Source organism: Rhizobium sp. L43 (assembly GCF_002531725.1).
Classification (GTDB): domain Bacteria; phylum Pseudomonadota; class Alphaproteobacteria; order Rhizobiales; family Rhizobiaceae; genus Rhizobium.
On sequence record NZ_NWSQ01000002.1, the window covers coordinates 218,409 to 235,446 of the forward strand.

Consider the following 17,038-nt stretch of genomic DNA (forward strand, 5'->3'; position numbering starts at 1 on the left):
TACTGCTATCGATGTGGGATGGCAGAAGAGAAGCAAGATCACGTCGACAGGATCCTGGCGCAATGGCGGCGCGAGCGGCCGGATCTCGACGTCGAACCGATGGGCATCCTCGGACGCCTGAAGCGCCTCGGCACCCATCTCGGTCGCGAAGTCGAAGCCGTGCTGGTGCAGCACGGGCTGTCCACCTCGGCCTTCGACGTGCTGGCCACACTTCGCCGCTCCGGCAACCCTTACCGGCTTTCGCCGGGCGAGTTGCTGGAGATGACCATGGTGAGCTCCGGCACCATGACAAATCGGATCGACCAGTTGGAGAAGGCCGGCTTCGTCGAACGCATCCTCAATCCGGGAGACCGACGCAGCGTGCTGATCGCGCTGACGGACAAGGGATTTGCGACCGTCGAAGAGGCGGTCGGCGCCCATGTCGCCAACCAGCAGCAGCTGACGCGCAATCTGACAGCCGAAGACAAGGCCGAGTTCGACCGGCTGCTCAAGAAATTCCTGTCGGATTTCGAATAGTAAGAGCCTTTCCTGGTCAGATTGCAGCATTCTGCCGGAGCAGGTTTTCGTCAGGGCAAAGGCGATTGGCGAAGGGCATACCCCTTGGTACGTCCGAGCCGATCGCCTTTGATCCTGGCTAGAGATGCCCGGCCCACCGGCCGCACCGCTTCGCCATGGCGAAGCGACAAGTGCGTCCGGCGATTCTAAAGTCTTGCAGATTTGCCTGGCAAATCTGCGGGAGGGTTGGCTGAAACGGGCCGGCTGATCGACCGGCCGGCTTGGCCGTAGAACTGGGCTACGACGCGCGCCGGCCGGTCGACCATCCGACTCCGTTTGAGCCAACAGAATGCTGCAATCTGACCAGGAAAGGCTCTAGACGGCGGCGAGCACCTTGCGGACGCGTTCCAGATGCGCCTTGCGCCTGGCTTCCGTCGCACGGTCCATGTCGTGCAGGCTCAGCATGCGGAAGACGAGCTTCTTCGAGCAGAAAGCGGCAATGCCGCGCTTCAGCAGGCGGCGAACCGGATTGCCCATATAAAAATGCACCAGCCACCAGGGCGAGCCGGTCGTCGTCAGCGCATAGAGCAGCCGGATATGGGTGAGCTGAGGCACGATGCGGCCGCCAGCGACATCATGGGTGAAGGCGACGCCGGGGGCGAAGACACGATCGAAGAAGCCCTTCAGGATGGCCGGAAAATTGAACCACCACTGCGGAAAGACGAGAATAAGTCCATCGGCCGCTTTCAACCGGCCAACGATATCGGCCACGGCCGAGGCATCGTAGGGCACATCGAAATAACCGCGACGCTCGGCCTTGGACAGGCGCGGATCGAAATCCTCGGCATAGAGATCCAGCAGATCGACGACATGGCCGGAAGCTTCCAGCGCCTCACGGGCTGCCTGCGCTACCGAGGCGGCAAAACTTTCCGGCAGCGGATGGGCAAGCACCAGCAGGATCCGCATCGTCAGAACAGGCTTCCCTGTTTCGTTGGGTCTGCGGGTTTTGTGTTGCGCTTCCTGGCGCCGACGGGCGGTGCGCCACCTTCCGTGGTCATGGCGCCGACGCGACCGTCGGCGAATTCGATGGCGATGCCCATGCCGGCGGAGAGTGCTGAAGCCTGCGAGACCGGCCTGTCATCCTCGTCGCGAATGACGGCGTAGCCGCGCTTCAGCACATTCTTGTAGGACAGCGACTGCAGCACGCGGTCCTGCGCGGACAGCTCGGCGCGGGCGCGGGTCAATTGGTGGCGGATCGCCGTATCGGCATGGCGCGAAAGATTGCCGAGCCGCTCGCGGCCGCGATCGGTCTGGGTCTTCAGCCGGCCGGGCAGCGAGGTCAGGATTGCTTCGGCGCGACCGATGCGAGACTTCGAACGATCAAGCAGGCGCTCGACGGTGCGTTCGGCCCGCGCCATGCGCTCGTTCAGAAGCTGGCGCCGCTCGGCGATGCGATTGGAGAGCACATCAGGGCGCAGATGCGCGGCGGCGCGCTCGAAGCCGCGGCGCTTGTTGATGGTGTTGAGTTCCAGCCCGCGGCCGAGGCCGGCGGCCGCCTCATCGAAACGGCGGCGCGGCAGGGCGAGAAGCTGATCGAGCGACGGCAAGGCCCGCATCAAAGCACGGACGGATTGGCGGCGCTGATCCATCTGCCGGTTCATGCAGCCCTGCAGCCGCGCGGCAAGAGCGGCGGCCTGCGCTTCGAGCTCCGCCTTGACCGGCACCGCCATTTCCGCAGCCCCGGTCGGCGTCGGCGCGCGGACATCGGCGGCATAATCGATCAGTGTCCAGTCGGTTTCGTGTCCGACGGCCGAGATCAGCGGTATCCGGCTTTCTGCCGCAGCACGCACGACGATTTCGTCGTTGAAGCTCCAGAGATCTTCCAGGCTACCGCCGCCGCGCGCGACGATCAGCACATCCGGGCGCGGGATGGCGCCTGAAGGTTCCAGTGCGTTGAAGCCGCGGATGGCGTTCGCCACTTCCTCACCGGATCCCTCGCCCTGAACCTTCACCGGCCAGACAAGGACATGCACGGGAAAACGATCGGAGATACGGTGAAGGATATCGCGGATGACGGCGCCGGTCGGCGAGGTGACGACGCCGATCACGCTGGGCATGAAGGGCAGCCGTTTCTTGCGGGCGGCATCGAACAGGCCCTCGGCGGAAAGCTTGCGCTTGCGCTCCTCGATCAGCGCCATCAGCGCGCCGGCGCCGGCCGGCTCCAGCGTCTCGATGACAATCTGATATTTGGAAGAGCCGGGAAAGGTGGTGACCTTGCCGGTGGCGATGACCTCCATGCCCTCTTCCGGACGGAACTTCAGCCGCGAGAAGGTGCCCTTCCAGATGACCGCGTCGATGCGGGCGCGATCGTCCTTCAGCGCGAAATAGGCATGGCCCGAGGAGTGCGGCCCACGATAGCCCGATATTTCGCCGCGCACGCGAACCTGGTCGAACGCGGTTTCGACGGTGCGCTTGATCGAGCCGGAAAGCTCCGAAACCGAATATTCGGCAAGGTTGGTCGGCGAATCGCTGTCGAAGACGTTGCTCATCCCTTCTTTCTAGCGCATCGGCAGCAAACGGGAAGCTCGGCATCGATGCAGAGGCCGTTTTCCCGGCTATTGAAATCAGCAACGGGCCGACGTCGTCGTCGCGCCATTTAGCTCGGCCGGCTTGGCGACCGACAGCGAAATCACTTAAATTCGTTTGGTTGCGGAACTGATAGTTACAATTCGCGTTTTACACGAAAGGGATTGCTAACCACCGCAATACAAAGGCTTTTCTGCCAAGATGGCCGGTAAACCTTTGTTAGTTGGCGCTTCCTATGCTTCCCCTCGTTATCTCTGGGAAGGTGCTGAAAATGATTATTCTCACAGCAGCAGCATTGGGCATCAGCGCCGGGCAAATGCGCTCGGCCGCCGTGATCGCGTTGGTCGCCGCGCTGATCGGAATGACATTCGCGGTGGCGGCAATCACCTCGCCCGGACCGGTGTCGATCCTGGCATTCGTCTATGCCGTCCTCGGCTATAATGCCGGCCTCATGCTCTTCGTTCTCGGGCTCTATGCCAATACGCGTCTTCACCGCGCGACGCGCGTTTCTCACTAAAGCATTTCCAACAGCCGACGACGTCAATTCGCCGCCGGCCGATAGCGAAAGAACTGAACGCCCGTGCCCGCCGTCTTCGGAAGCGGCTCCAGATAGGGCGGGATATTGCCCTTGCCGAGTTCGGCATAAAGGCCATCCGGCTTCAGCTTAGCGATCTCACGCGTCTGCAGGTCGCCGGCGCAGAACCCAAGCACCGTCACCCCAGCCCCCTTCAGGAAGGCTTCCGCCTCTTGCGGCTCGGCCAAGCCAATATGCAGCTCCGTCAGCATGCCGCCCTGATTGCGATGATAGGGGGCCGAGAGAACCCGGTTCTGCGTGAAGCGGAGGATCGGGACACCCATTTCCGACGGCGCGGAGACCAGCTCGGCCGGAAGCCCGGCGAGCGGCGCCAGTGCCTCTTCCGATGTGCAGGAAATCTTCTTTGCCGGCTCCGCCGCTTTCTTCTGCGCAGCATTCTCCATCTGCATTGAAATAAGTCCGCCGCCGACGACCCAGGCGGCCGGAACGCTTGCGAGCACGGTCACGATATAGATGAAGGCGGCGGCGACATTCTCGCTGTCGCCATTGGAGATCCGCTTGATATCGATGATCAGCAGGGCGAGCGGCAGGATGGAGATGAGGTTCGAAAAAGTGGAGCCGCGCACCTGGACCAGCGCGATGGCCCAGCTCGTCGTCAGCAGCAAGAGCAGGACCAGATGGATTTGCGCGCGGTCACGCTGAATGACGCGGAAGATGCAGACGGCAATACCGAACAGGCCGGCCGCATAGAAGCCGCCGATCGAGAAGGGGTCGGTGCGCCCGAGAATGAAAACCGACTGCGCTTCCGAAACATTCCTCAGCCAGAGCTCGACCAGCATCGGATCGAGACTGGCCAGCGGATCGCTCAGGCATTGTGGTGCGATGACGATCGCCGAACCGAAAACCCCGGCGCCGACGACGGCGAGCGCTGCAAAGCGCAAGAGGCGGGTCAGGCGGCTCGCAAAGACCGCCGAAAACAACAGCAACCCGCCGCCGATCGCCGCCAGGCTGTAATAGCCGAGCGAGAGATTGTCGCAGGTGACCGTCGAATAGAGCCGGGGCGGCACCGTAGCGAAGAAGAGGATGCTGATCGCAATCGCCAGCGCCAGTCCGAAGGCTTTCGCGGCAGCGGCGAAATTCTCACCTTCCCATGCCCAGAGCAAAGCGACGGTCAGGCAGACGGCGGCGACGAAGGGTGTCGTCTCGGCGCCGATGGCGACGGCGACGGCCGCCGCGATGCCGGCGACCGCATAGCTCCACCCGCGACGCTGCGGATCCAGCAGCATCGCTACCATCATTGCGACCAGCGCCAGCTGCGCATTGTGATGATCGATGGCGCCGGGCGCGAAACGGTTGCCGGTGTAGATGGCAAGGCCGGTCATGCCGAGGCTGATGTGCATACCGGCAACGCCGCCGATGCGCCGGCCGGCAACGGCCATGGCGAGCATGGTGGGCAGGATGAGCGAAACCGGCCAGACGCCGAGCGCCAGCGCTTCGGCCGTCTCGCGGGATGCAAACAGGCCGAAGAACCGGATCAGCGAGGCGATCGGCAGGTCGATCAGCCGTGACCAATGCATCAGCGTGCCGCCGGGGAGGCCGAGACGGTATTGCATCAGATCGAACCAGCCCTGCCCGGCGAGAAAATCGCGAACTTCGACGAGGCGCATTCCATCGTCATTGTCGGGACCGACGTAGTCGGTGGCACCGGAAAGCTTGGTGACGAGGATGACGGCAGCAAAAATGACGCTATAGGCGATGACAACCGGCCAGAGACGCGTCAGCAGGCCGCGTACCCCGCCGCCTGGCGCGTCGGTCAGGGATGATGCATGGGTGATCGGCTGCACAGCGTTCATCGTGGTTAGCGGTTCGTTTCCTGATGACGCAAGCTTAACCGTCGCCGATCAAGAAAGAGTAAAGCCGTTGCAACAGCCGCCGATTTTGCCTGCGTCATAGGGTCTTATTAACGGCGAGTGATTTAGGCTGAGCACGGCTTCTGTGTAACGAGTAAAGTCATGGCCCGATCGCGTACCGACAATCTGAACATTGCCGTCCTGCTTCCCTGTTATAACGAAGCCGCGACGATCGGCCCTGTCGTCCAGGGCTTCCGGGCGACGCTGCCGGATGCAGTGATCCACGTCTACGACAACAATTCCACCGACGGCACCGCGCTGCAGGCGATGCTTGCCGGCGCGCATGTCGTGCGCGAGCGGCGCCAGGGCAAGGGCCATGTCGTGCGCCGCATGTTCGCCGACATCGAGGCCGACATCTACATCATCGCCGACGGCGACGGGACCTATGCAGCTGAAGATGCCGAAGAACTGGTCCGCACGCTGCTGACGGAGCGCGCCGACATGGTTGTGGGTACAAGGCGAGGCGTGCATGACGATGCCGGCCGTCAGGGCCATGCGCTCGGCAACCGGCTATTCAACCTGCTCTATCGGACGATCTTCGGCCCTGATTTCACCGATATCTTTTCCGGCTACCGCGCTTTTTCGCGCCGCTTCGTCAAGAGCTTCCCGGCGGTATCCGGCGGCTTCGAGATCGAAACCGAAATGTCCGTGCATGCCTCCCGGCTGAAGCTGCCGGTCAGCGAGCTGGAACTCGACTACGGCCGCCGGCCGGAAGGTTCGCATTCCAAGCTTTCGACCTTCCGCGACGGGGCCAGGATCCTCTGGATGTTCGCGATGCTGATGAAGGAAACCCGGCCCTTCGCCTTCTTCAGCACGATCAGCGCCAGCTTCATGCTGGCGAGCCTCGGCTTCATGGCGCCGGTGCTGGCGGAATATTTCGAGACGGGCCTGGTCAGCCGGATGCCGACCTGGGTGCTGTCGATGGCGCTGATGATGATTTCCTTCATGCTGTTCACCGCCGGCGTTATCCTGGATTCGGTTGCACGCGCCCGCGCCGAACAGCTTCGTATCCATTATATGAGCCTGGAGACGCCGAGCGCGATGAAGGCGCTGAGCGACACAGGGCCGATATCGCGCGTCGGCCGCGGCAAGGCGGATGCGGCATGAGAAAACTCATCCGCTTCGCGATCGCCGGCGGCATCGGTTTCCTCGTCGATGCCGGCATCCTGTCGGCGCTTCTCAACCTGACGCCGCTCGGGCCATTTCTGGCGCGGCTCATCGCCATCGCCTTCGCGATGGCGGCGACCTGGGCTTTCAACCGGAGCTTCACCTTCGATCGCTCCGGCCGTTCGCTGGCCGCCGAAGGTTTCCGCTACGGCTCGGTCGGGGTGACGGCGGCGCTGGTCAATTACGGGCTCTATTCCGCGCTTCTGCTATCTCTGCCATCCCTTCAGCCGCTTGCGGCCATGGTGATCGCCAGCGTCGCCTCGATGGTCTTCAGCTTTTTCGGCTATTCGCGCTTCGTCTTCCGCGCCGAGTGATTGGAGCGCCGCACGTCCAAAAGGACGCGCAAAGGACGCTCTAACACTTTAAATTGGCGCATAATCCTTTCCGAAAATCGATCCCGAGTTTCGGGGTTATGCGCTAGACCGCCTCCCAGCCGTCCTTCTCGCTGGCCCGGTAGATCGCGTCGATCACCTTCTGGTTCAGCTTCGAATTTTCGAGCGTGACGATCTCTTCCTTGCCGTCCTTCACCGCCCGGGCGAAGGCCTCGACCTCACGCCTGTACTGGCGGCTGTCCTGGAAGCGGAAGATGCGCGATTCATTGTGGCTGCGATCGGCAAGCTCGATCTCCTCCGGCCCCCAGCGATTGGCGTTGAACGGCGACTTGACCTCGATATAGCCGTCGCTGCCGTGGAACACCATGACCTGGCGATTGGCCATCTGCGTCGAGATATAGAAGCTCAGCTCGAAATCGCCGAAATCGGCCTTGACGCTCGAATAGATATCCGTGCCGAAATCCGGATCGCGCTCGGTGATCGCCTGGATCCAGAGCGGCTCCTTGCCGGTGGAAAAACGGGTGCTCATGACGGGGTAAACCCCGATATCGGGAAGGCCGCCGCCGCCGAGCTCGGGAATGTTGCGCATGTTGGCGGCGTCGCGGTTGAAATAGGTGAAGGCGCCCTGCACATGCCGGAGCGCACCGATCGCCCCCTCGTCGATCAGTGCGCGCACCTTCTGCCAAACCGGGGAATAGGTGATCATATAGGCTTCGGTGACCACCACGCGGTTACGGTCGCGGGCGGCAATCACCTCGTCGATATCGCCTGATTTCAAGGCGAGCGGTTTTTCGCAGAGCACGTGCTTGCCGGCATCGGCTGCCTTGATCGACCATTCGATATGCTGGGCGGTCGGCAGCGGGATATAGACGGCATCGATGACGTCGGAGGCCAGCATCTCCTCGTAGGAACCGAAGGCATGCGGCACCGAGAAACGGTCGGCCATCTCCCTTGCGCGGGTGAGATCACGGCTGGCAATCGCCGTGACAACGCAATTTTCCGCATCCTGGATCGCGGGAACGACATTGTCGCGGCCGATCTTCGCCGTTGAAATGATACCGAAACGCAGCATGATCCAAGCCTCCCCAAACTGATGTCCGCGAACCATATTCAGGCCGCCGCTGCGGCGCAATGGCGCCACCCGAAATCACGGAAGTTTGGTTTCCCTCACGCGCCGATCGCGCTAAGTCTACATGAGGGCGGCGTTCTGCCGTATCCGCGATTTCAATCAATTTACGATTTTGGAGAGCGTCATGGAAATGCGCCGGCTCGGAAAAACAGGTCTTCCGATCGCGCCGATCGTCATCGGCGGCAATGTCTTCGGCTGGACGGCCGACGAGAAAACATCCTTCGCCATTCTCGACGCCTTCTTCGATGCCGGCCTGAACACGATCGATACGGCGGATGTCTATTCGGCATGGGTTCCCGGCAACAAGGGCGGCGATTCCGAGGAGATCATCGGGCGCTGGCTGAAACAGGCCAGAGTTTCCCGCGACAAGGCCGTCATCGTCACCAAGGTCGGCTCGGACATGGGACAGGGAAAGACGCTGAAGGCGAGCTATATCCTGAAGGCGGTCGAGGATTCGCTGCGCCGGCTGCAGACCGATTATATCGACCTCTATCTCTCGCATTGGCCGGATGCCGATACGCCGCACGAGGAAACGCTTTGCGCCTATGCCAAGCTGAAGCAGCAGGGCAAGATTCGCGCCATCGGCTGCTCGAACTATGATGCTGACCTCCTCCAGGCCACGTTCGACGCCGCCGAAAAGGCCGGTCTGCCGCGTTACGACGTGCTGCAGCCGGAATATAATCTCTATGCGCGTGCAAGCTTCGAAGGGCCTCTCGCCGAGCTCTGCGTTACCCAGGATATCGGCGTCATCACCTATTTCAGCCTCGCCGCCGGCTTCCTCACCGGCAAATACCGCAGCAAGACCGATACTGAAGGCCGCGCACGTGAGGGCCGGGTTTCACAATATCTCGACGACAAGGGCCTGCGCATTCTGGCCGCGCTCGACAAGGTCTCGGCCGAAACCGGCGCCAAGCCCGCGGAAATTTCGCTCGCCTGGCTTCTGCGCAAGAAGGGCGTCACGGCGCCGATCGCCAGCGCCACCAGCCTTTCGCAGCTTGAAAGCTTGGTGAAATCGGCGACACTGGCGCTTTCCGATGAGGCGGTGGCGCTGCTCGACGAAGCCGGCGCCTGAAAAGGAACACCCATGACCGTGACGATCCGCGATGCCCGCCCCGAGGACGAAGCGCGCTGGCGCGAACTCTGGGCGGCCTATCTCGCCTTTTACGAGGTCACGGTCGATGCCGATATCACCGATTCCACATGGCGCCGGGTCTTCGATCCGGCCTCGGCGATTTCAATGCGCATCGCCGAAGTCGACGGCCGGGTGATGGGTTTTGCGCTCTATCTGACCCATGAGGGTACGTGGATCCGCAGCAGGGACTGCTATCTCGAAGACCTGTTCGTCGATGCCGATGCGCGCGGCAAGGGCGTCGGGCGGGCACTGATCGATGATCTCATCGCCATCTGCAAAGCCAAAGGCTGGTCGCGGCTCTATTGGCATACGAGCGAAGAAAACAAGACCGCCCGGGCGCTCTACGACAGCATGTCGAAAGCGACGGCCACATCCGCTACCGCATCAGTTTCTGAGCGGGGGAAAGCCTTCATAGAAAGCGGCGTGATCGCCTTCCCAATTGGCCATGCCCGGTTTGGTCAAGATGCCGCGTGGCCTGACATAACTCTGGATCACCCGCTTCGGCCGTTCGTGCCACTGGATATTGAAAGCCCAGAGCTTCGGGAAGAAGCAGAGCGAGGCGTAAGGCAGGTGGTCGTGAATCCACCAGGCGAGCCGCTGCCAGTCGCTTTCATCGCTGAAATGGTCGAGCATCCATGGCACGGCAATGCAGACCGCGGCGCCCATGCAGCCGTCAAAATCCCTCATATCCCAGATGTGATGCGCTGATGTGGCGGCATTGGTCGAGCAGTTCAGATTGTTCTCGTTGCCGAACCTGTTCACCCCAGGCGAACGATAGCCGGAACGGATATGCAGGCGCCCGAACGTCGCCTGCAGCGGCTCCAGCAACTCCTTGCAGAGTCTCCTGCCCGCCTCGACCGCCAGATCGGGATCTTCGGGGATATTGGGGATGCGGTAGAAATCGGCGATCTCGGAATGCAGGAAATCACGGAGGAAGAAATTCTGCGACAACCTTACGCGGCCAAGATCCTCCAGCCCCTTCATCGAATTCGGCTTTCGCATGACTTTATCTTCCTCCTTTATCGATGGCCGGAATCATCACCCGGCGCAGATTTCCCGTCCACCCGAAATCGATCGGGAACAATTAGCGCGATCCTCGCTTCTTAGTGTGTCGCCGCATTCGCGGCCTTTCCCAGAACAAGGATCGAGAAAATGGCCAAGGAAAAGACGTTGGAAGATCTATTCCACGACACACTCAAGGACATCTACTTTGCCGAACGGCAGATCTTACGCGCGCTGCCGAAGATGGCGCGCGCCGCCCAGTCCTCCGAACTCAAGGCGGGCTTCGAAAAGCACCGCGAGGAAACCGAAGCTCAGGTCGAGCGCCTGCAGCAGGTTTTCGAACTGATCGGCAAACGTGCCCAGGGCAAGACCTGCGAGGCAATCCAGGGCATTCTGGCCGAGGGCGAGGAAATCATGGAAGAATTCAAGGGCACGTCAGCCCTCGATGCCGGTCTGATCTCGGCTGCCCAGGCGGTCGAACACTACGAAATCGCCCGCTACGGCACGCTGAAGACCTGGGCCGCGACACTCGGCCTCAAGGATGCCGTCCGCCTGCTCGACCAGACGCTGCAGGAAGAAACGGCGACCGACAAGACATTGTCCCAGCTGGCCACGACAGCGGCAAACCAGAAGGCCAAGGCTGCCTGACGGAGAACGGGCGGCGGTTTCAGTCCTGGCGGCCGCCCGTATCCTTTTCGACATATCTGAAAAAATCGATGAAGGCGCGCAGCGCCGGCCGCATCTGGCGCCGGGTGGGATAATAGAGAAACGGCCCGGAATAGGGCGCGCACCAATCTTCCAGCACCCGCACCAGCCTGCCGGCCGCGAGTTCGGCATGCACCCGCATATCGAAGAGATAGGCAAGGCCGGCGCCGTTCAGCGCTGCCAGCAGAGCCAGCCTGTCTTCGCTGACGATCAGCGGCCCGTCGACTGCAACGACCAGTTCCTGGCCGTCCTTTTCGAATTCCCAGCGATAGATCGAGCCATTGGTGAAACGCCGCTTGATGCAACGGTGATGGACAAGATCACGGGGGTGCTGCGGTTTCGGATAGCGCTCGAAATATTCGGGCGACGCGGCGATCACCGTCGTCAGATTGGGCGAGAACCTGACCGCGATCATATCGGCCTCCAGGCTCTCCTCCAGCCTTAGGCCGGCGTCGAATCCTTCCCTAACGATATCGGTGAAGCCGTCCTCATTGGCGATCTCCAAGGTGATATCGGGATAAAGGTTGAGAAAGTCGCCGAGGCGCGGGGCAAGCAGCAGGTCGGAGGCAAAGCGCGGCGCAGTGATGCGCAGATTGCCGGCGGGCTTGCCGCGGGTATCGCGGACCGCCTCCAGGGCAATATCGATCTCTTCGAGTGCCGGCCGCAGTCTTTCGAGAAGCAGGCGCCCCTCCTCGGTCGGCGCGACGCTACGGGTGGTGCGGGCCAGAAGCCTGACACCCAGGCTGTCCTCCAGGCTCGAGATCGCATGGCTGATGGCCGAGGGCGCGACGAGGAGTTCCTTCGCCGCAGCCCGGAAGCTGCGATGCTCCGAGACGGCGGCGAGAACGGCGAGTTGCGAGAGCTGTGTTCTGTTCATTGATCGAAATGATAGAACAGCCTGTTAGAAACTGCATGTATTTTCTGATCGATGCGCCCGGAATATGGTCTGCCTCGTACCGCAACCGATCAAGCGGTTCACAATCAGCTCAAAAGGAGCGCATCATGAAAACCCGGAAACTCGGAAACGATTTGACCGTCTCTGCCGTCGGGCTCGGCTGCATGGGCATGAGCTTTGCCTATGGCGCCAGCGACGAGGCGGAATCGATCCGGACGCTGCATCGCGCCGTCGATCTCGGCGTCACCTTCTTCGATACCGCCGAAGTCTATGGCCCCTTCACCAACGAGGTTCTTCTCGGCAAAGCGCTGAAGCCGGTCCGCGACCGCGTGGTGATCGCCACCAAATTCGGCTTCAAGATCGATGCCAGCAAGCCGGGCGCCGCCGCCATCGCCGGCGTCGACAGCCGGCCAGAGCATGTGCGTGATGTCGCCGAGGCCTCGCTGAAGCGCCTCGGCATCGAGACCATCGACCTCCTCTACCAGCACCGGGTCGATCCGAATGTGCCGATCGAAGAGACGGTCGGCGTCATGGCGGAACTGGTCAGGGAAGGCAAGGTCCGTGCCCTCGGACTTTCGGAAGCCGGCAGCGCCACCATTCGCCGCGCCCATGCGGTCCATCCGATCGCGGCGCTGCAGAGCGAATATTCCCTCTGGACGCGCGATCCCGAAGAGGAGGTGCTTGCCACCTGCCGCGAACTCGGCATCGGCTTCGTGCCCTACAGCCCGCTCGGCCGGGGTTTCCTGACCGGGGCGATCCGCAAGCCGGAGGATCTTGCCGCCGATGATTTCCGCCGGCAGGTGCCGCGTTTCCAGGCGGAGAACTTCGACGCCAATGCCGCCCTCGTCGCGACGCTCGAGCGGCTTGCCGCCGAGAAGGGCGTGACGGCCGCGCAGCTGGCGCTGGCCTGGGTGTTGAGCCAGGGCGAGAACATCGTGCCGATCCCCGGCGCCCGCAAGCTTCATCATCTCGAACAGAACGCCGCGGCTGCCGATATCGCGCTGAGCCCGGCGGAACTCGGAAGGCTTGAAGAGATCATTCCGGTCGGGCAGGTTGCCGGCAAACGTTACTCGGATGCCTCGCTTGCGATGACGAACCTTTGAGACACGAAAAAGCCCGGCCTGATGCAACCGGCCGGGCTTGCCTTCGCATCCGGCGAAACTATCTATCGCCATCTCGGAGAACGGGATGACAATATGTCGGACAGGCAGGCAGTCGAACAGACGGTTCATCTCTATGTCGAAGGCATGGCCTTCGGCAATGAGGCGGCCTTGAAAAAGGCCTTTCACCCGAAAAGCTCTATCATCGGCCATTACGAGAATGCGGTGGAATGGCTGACGCGGGACGAGTTCATCGCCGCGATCCTGCAGGAGGAGCCGGCGCCGCCCGGCACGCAGCCCTACATGGACATTCAGAGTGTCGATGTTGAGGGCGATGCGGCAAGCGTCAAGGTCACCGACGACTTTGCCGGCATGCGCTTTACCGATTATCTCTCGCTGCTGAAGATCGACGGCCGCTGGACGATCGTCAGCAAACTCTACCATCTGCATCTGTAAAAAGACCGGCCGCTTTTTCGCGACCGGTCCATTGTCTTGTCGAAGGCGGGGGAGCTCAGCTTCTGAGGACGCCGCCGGTGAATTTTGTGACGCTGGCGACGATCTTCTGCGTCAGCGCCTCGAAATCCTCATCCGTCAGCGTGCGCTCGACCGGCTGGATCTGCACCTCGATCGCCACCGACTTTTTGCCCTGGCCGACCGATGCGCCCTCGAAGATGTCGAAGACATTGACGCCGGTCACCAGCTTGCGGTCGGCGCCGGTTGCCGCCTTGACGATGGCGCCTGATTCAACCGTCTTGTCGACGACGAAGGCGAAGTCACGTCGCACCATTTGGAAGGGCGACAGCTCGAGCGCCGGCTTGGTGCGCGTCGCCTTGCGCTTGGCATCCGGCATGGCGTCGACATAGACCTCGAAGCCGCAGAGCGCGCCGGAGACATCGAGCGCTTCCAGCGTCAGCGGATGGAATTCGCCGAAATAGCCGAGCACGACCTTCGGCCCCATCTTGATCGTGCCGGAGCGGCCGGGATGATACCATTCCGGTCCGCCCTGCTCGATCTGGATATTGCCCATCGGCAGGCCGCAGGCTTCGATGACGGCGAGCGCATCGGCCTTGGCGTCGAAGACGTCGACCGGCTTGCCGCCGCCCTTGGCGGGATTCGACCAGGCGCGACCGGCGCCCGCAAGCGAGGCCGTACCGCGGCGGATGCCGCCGGCGACGCGACGCTGACCCTCCGGCCTGTCGTTCTCATAGGTGCCCGAGACCTCGAAGATGGCGACGTCGGCATAACCCTTGTCGGCGTTGCGCTGGGCTGCGGTCAACAGGCCCGGCAGCAGCGAGGGGCGCATATCCGACATTTCGGCGGCGATCGGGTTGGCAAGCTTGAGGGCCGGCGAACCGCCGCCGAACAGCTTTGCATGATCTTCCGGAATGAAGGACCAGGTGACGGCTTCGAGCATGCCGCGCGAAGCAAGCGCCCGCTTGGCGAGGCGGGTGCGGATCTGCAGCGTCGTCAGGATCTTGCCGTTGACGGCAGCGTGGCTTTCGAGCGGCGCCGGCTTGATATTGTCGACGCCGTGGATGCGCATGACCTCCTCGACGAGATCGGCCTTGCCGTCGACATCGGGACGCCAGGAGGGAACGGCGACCAAAACACGCTCGCCGGAACCGGAGACCGTGAAGCCGAGGCGCGTCAGAATCGTATCGCTTTCCTCATTCGAGACGTCGAGGCCCGTCAGGCGCTTGACCTCGGAATAGGGGAAATCGACGATCTTCGGGTCGTACCCCTTGTAGCCGACGACCTCAGCCCTGGCAGCCGTGCCGCCGCAAAGCTCCAGCACCAGTTCCGTCGTACGTTCGAGGCCGGGAACCATATAGTCCGGATCGACGCCGCGCTCGAAGCGGTAGCGGGCATCGGTGATGATGCCGAGGCTGCGGCCTGATTTGGCGATGTTCATCGGGTCCCAGAGGGCGGATTCGATCAGCACGTCGACGGTGTTCTCGTCGCAGCCGGAGTGTTCGCCGCCCATGATGCCGCCGATCGATTCGATGCCGTCTTCATCGGAGATGACGACGTTGTTCGGCGAGAGCTTGTATTCGCGCTGGTCGAGCGCCAGCACCGTCTCGCCTTCGGCGGCGCGGCGCACTGTCAGATTGCCCTTGATCTTGGCCGCGTCGAAGACGTGAATCGGCCGGCCCTGATCGAAGGTCATGTAATTGGTGACATCGACCAGCGCATTGATCGGGCGCAGGCCGATGGCGATCAGCCGCTGCTGCATCCAGCGCGGGCTGGGGCCGTTCCTGACGCCGCGCACGAGGCGCAGCGCAAAGCCCGGGCAGAGTTTTTGATCGTCGAGATCGAGCGTCAGCTTCACCGGAGTCTCGCCTTCGACCGCGAAGGACGGTGCCGGCCGCGTCTTCAACGTGCCGAGGCCGGAAGCGGCGAGATCGCGGGCGATGCCGTGGATCGAGGTGCAATCCGGCCGGTTGGGCGTCAGGTTGATCTCGATGACCGGGTCATCGAGGTGAGCGTAGGTCGCGTAGCTCGTGCCGACAGGCGCATCATCCGGCAGGTCGATGATGCCGTCGTGACTGTCGGAAATCTGCAGCTCCTTTTCAGAGCACATCATGCCCCGGCTTTCGACGCCGCGGATATTGCCGATGGCAAGCGTCACGTCGATGCCGGGAACATAGGTTCCGGGCGCCGCGAAGGCGCCGACGAGGCCGGCCCGCGCATTCGGGGCGCCGCAGACGACCTGGACCGGCGCACCGGCACCGGTATCGACCATCAGCACCTTCAGGCGATCGGCCTGGGGATGCTTTTCCGCCGAGACCACTCTGGCGATGACGAAGGGCTTGAACGCCGCCTTGTCGTCGACATCCTCGACCTCCAGCCCGATCTGGGTGAGGCGCGTGCAGATTTCATCGAGGCCGGCATCCGTTTCCAGATGCTCTTTCAGCCAGGAGAGCGTGAATTTCATCGTCCCAATTCTCCGTTCAAACGCTGAGGCCGCCGAACAGCGTCGGCATGTCGAGCGGGCGGAAGCCGTAATGCGTCATCCAGCGGACGTCGGCGTTGAAGAAGTCGCGCAGGTCGGGCATGCCGTATTTCAGCATGGCGATGCGGTCGAGCCCCATGCCCCAGGCAAAACCCTGATATTCGTCCGGATCGAGGCCGCCGTAGCGCAGCACGTTCGGATGAACCATGCCGCAGCCGAGGATCTCCATCCAGTCGGTGCCTTCGCCGAACTTGACGATCGGGCCGGAGCGGTCGCACTGGATATCGACCTCGAACGAGGGCTCGGTGAAGGGGAAGAAGGACGGACGGAACCGCATCGTCACGCTGTCGACTTCGAAGAAGGTCTTGCAGAATTCCTCGAGCACCCAGCGGATGTTGGCGACATTGGCCTTCTTGTCGATGACCAGGCCCTCGACCTGATGGAACATCGGCGAATGCGTGGCGTCGCTGTCCTGGCGGTAGGTCTTGCCGGGAATGATGATGCGGATCGGCGGTTTCTGCGTCTCCATGGTGCGGATCTGCACCGGCGAGGTATGGGTGCGCAGCACCTTGCGCTCGCCATTCTCATCCGGATTGAAGAAGAAGGTGTCGTGCATCTCGCGGGCAGGATGGCCTTCCGGGAAATTCAGCGCGGTGAAATTGTAATAATCCGTCTCGACGTCGGGACCTTCGGCGATCGAGAAGCCCATGTCGGCAAAGATCGCGGTGATCTCATCGACGATCTGGCTGATCGGATGGATGCGGCCGCGCTCGGCCGGCGACGAGCGCACCGGCAGGCTGACATCGACGGTCTCGGCCTTCAGGCGAGCGTTGACCGCCGCCATTTTCAGCACCGACTTGCGTTCAGCGATGGCGTCCGTCACCTCGTTCTTCAGGGCGTTGATTGCCGCGCCGCGGGTCTGGCGTTCCTCTGGCGTCATGGCGCCCAGCGTCTTCAGGAGTTCGGAGACCGAGCCCTTCTTGCCGAGCGCGGAAACGCGCACAGCTTCGAGCGCGGGCTCATCACCAGCGGCGGCAATTTCGGCAAGCAAAGGCGATTTAAGCTGGTCGATATCTGACATTGTCTTCTTTCCGTCC

The 17,038-nt window shown here is 62.3% G+C and carries 15 protein-coding genes and 2 pseudogenes; 9 read left to right on the forward strand and 8 right to left on the reverse strand.

Annotated elements, in window-relative coordinates; genetic code table 11:
• Positions 1 to 18: 18 nt before the first annotated feature.
• Complete coding sequence (locus tag CO667_RS03615) at positions 19 to 516, forward strand: MarR family transcriptional regulator (RefSeq protein ID WP_097617102.1); 498 nt, start codon at positions 19 to 21, stop codon at positions 514 to 516.
• A gap of 354 nt (positions 517 to 870) precedes the next feature.
• On the opposite strand, the gene CO667_RS03625 is transcribed toward CO667_RS03615, so the two are convergent.
• Positions 871 to 1,461, reverse strand: a complete 591-nt coding sequence (locus CO667_RS03625) for an NAD(P)H-dependent oxidoreductase (protein WP_097617103.1) — start codon at positions 1,459 to 1,461, stop codon at positions 871 to 873.
• 2 nt (positions 1,462 to 1,463) lie between these two features.
• The gene (xseA, locus tag CO667_RS03630) at positions 1,464 to 3,044 is read right to left on the reverse strand and encodes an exodeoxyribonuclease VII large subunit (RefSeq protein WP_097617104.1); all 1,581 of its coding nucleotides are present in this window, start codon (positions 3,042 to 3,044) and stop codon (positions 1,464 to 1,466) included.
• Positions 3,045 to 3,352: 308 nt separating this feature from the next.
• Between xseA and CO667_RS03635 the strand changes: the two genes are divergently transcribed.
• Positions 3,353 to 3,598 (forward strand): hypothetical protein, encoded by a 246-nt coding sequence (locus CO667_RS03635; protein ID WP_097617105.1) that lies wholly within the window; start codon positions 3,353 to 3,355, stop codon positions 3,596 to 3,598.
• 23 nt (positions 3,599 to 3,621) lie between these two features.
• On the opposite strand, the gene CO667_RS03640 is transcribed toward CO667_RS03635, so the two are convergent.
• Positions 3,622 to 5,469: a hypothetical protein gene (locus CO667_RS03640; protein WP_097617106.1), complete on the reverse strand. Its 1,848-nt coding sequence runs from the start codon at positions 5,467 to 5,469 to the stop codon at positions 3,622 to 3,624.
• A 159-nt stretch (positions 5,470 to 5,628) separates the two neighbouring features.
• On the opposite strand from CO667_RS03640, the gene CO667_RS03645 reads away from it, so the two are divergent.
• Positions 5,629 to 6,633, forward strand: a complete 1,005-nt coding sequence (locus CO667_RS03645) for a glycosyltransferase (RefSeq protein ID WP_097617107.1) — start codon at positions 5,629 to 5,631, stop codon at positions 6,631 to 6,633.
• Positions 6,630 to 7,007, forward strand: coding sequence for a GtrA family protein (locus CO667_RS03650; RefSeq protein WP_097617108.1), 378 nt, complete (start codon positions 6,630 to 6,632; stop codon positions 7,005 to 7,007). The genes CO667_RS03645 and CO667_RS03650 overlap by 4 nt, the downstream gene beginning before the upstream one ends.
• Before the next feature lie 103 nt (positions 7,008 to 7,110).
• On the opposite strand, the gene CO667_RS03655 is transcribed toward CO667_RS03650, so the two are convergent.
• Positions 7,111 to 8,097: a Gfo/Idh/MocA family oxidoreductase gene (locus tag CO667_RS03655; protein ID WP_097617302.1), complete on the reverse strand. Its 987-nt coding sequence runs from the start codon at positions 8,095 to 8,097 to the stop codon at positions 7,111 to 7,113.
• 181 nt (positions 8,098 to 8,278) lie between these two features.
• On the opposite strand from CO667_RS03655, the gene CO667_RS03660 reads away from it, so the two are divergent.
• The gene (locus CO667_RS03660) at positions 8,279 to 9,226 is read left to right on the forward strand and encodes an aldo/keto reductase (RefSeq protein ID WP_097617109.1); all 948 of its coding nucleotides are present in this window, start codon (positions 8,279 to 8,281) and stop codon (positions 9,224 to 9,226) included.
• 12 nt (positions 9,227 to 9,238) lie between these two features.
• A pseudogene (locus CO667_RS03665) lies at positions 9,239 to 9,681 on the forward strand (GNAT family N-acetyltransferase).
• On the opposite strand, the pseudogene CO667_RS03670 reads toward CO667_RS03665, so the two are convergent.
• Positions 9,671 to 10,325 (reverse strand): annotated as a pseudogene (locus CO667_RS03670) (hypothetical protein). The pseudogenes CO667_RS03665 and CO667_RS03670 sit on opposite strands and share 11 nt — an antisense overlap.
• Before the next feature lie 113 nt (positions 10,326 to 10,438).
• On the opposite strand from CO667_RS03670, the gene CO667_RS03675 reads away from it, so the two are divergent.
• Entirely contained in the window at positions 10,439 to 10,936 is a 498-nt protein-coding gene (locus tag CO667_RS03675) for a ferritin-like domain-containing protein (RefSeq protein WP_097617111.1), read from the forward strand.
• 19 nt (positions 10,937 to 10,955) lie between these two features.
• Here CO667_RS03675 and CO667_RS03680 read toward each other — a convergent pair whose 3' ends face one another.
• Complete coding sequence (locus CO667_RS03680) at positions 10,956 to 11,870, reverse strand: LysR family transcriptional regulator (RefSeq protein ID WP_097617112.1); 915 nt, start codon at positions 11,868 to 11,870, stop codon at positions 10,956 to 10,958.
• 125 nt (positions 11,871 to 11,995) lie between these two features.
• On the opposite strand from CO667_RS03680, the gene CO667_RS03685 reads away from it, so the two are divergent.
• Positions 11,996 to 12,991 carry an aldo/keto reductase gene (locus CO667_RS03685; RefSeq protein ID WP_097617113.1) on the forward strand — a complete coding sequence of 332 codons (996 nt, stop codon included), beginning with the start codon at positions 11,996 to 11,998 and terminating at the stop codon, positions 12,989 to 12,991.
• Between the two features lie 93 nt (positions 12,992 to 13,084).
• Positions 13,085 to 13,444 carry a nuclear transport factor 2 family protein gene (locus CO667_RS03690; RefSeq protein ID WP_097617303.1) on the forward strand — a complete coding sequence of 120 codons (360 nt, stop codon included), beginning with the start codon at positions 13,085 to 13,087 and terminating at the stop codon, positions 13,442 to 13,444.
• 55 nt (positions 13,445 to 13,499) lie between these two features.
• Here CO667_RS03690 and pheT read toward each other — a convergent pair whose 3' ends face one another.
• Positions 13,500 to 15,923 (reverse strand): phenylalanine--tRNA ligase subunit beta, encoded by a 2,424-nt coding sequence (pheT, locus tag CO667_RS03695; protein ID WP_097617114.1) that lies wholly within the window; start codon positions 15,921 to 15,923, stop codon positions 13,500 to 13,502.
• A 16-nt stretch (positions 15,924 to 15,939) separates the two neighbouring features.
• Complete coding sequence (gene pheS / locus CO667_RS03700; protein ID WP_097617115.1) at positions 15,940 to 17,022, reverse strand: phenylalanine--tRNA ligase subunit alpha; 1,083 nt, start codon at positions 17,020 to 17,022, stop codon at positions 15,940 to 15,942.
• Positions 17,023 to 17,038 lie beyond the last annotated feature (16 nt).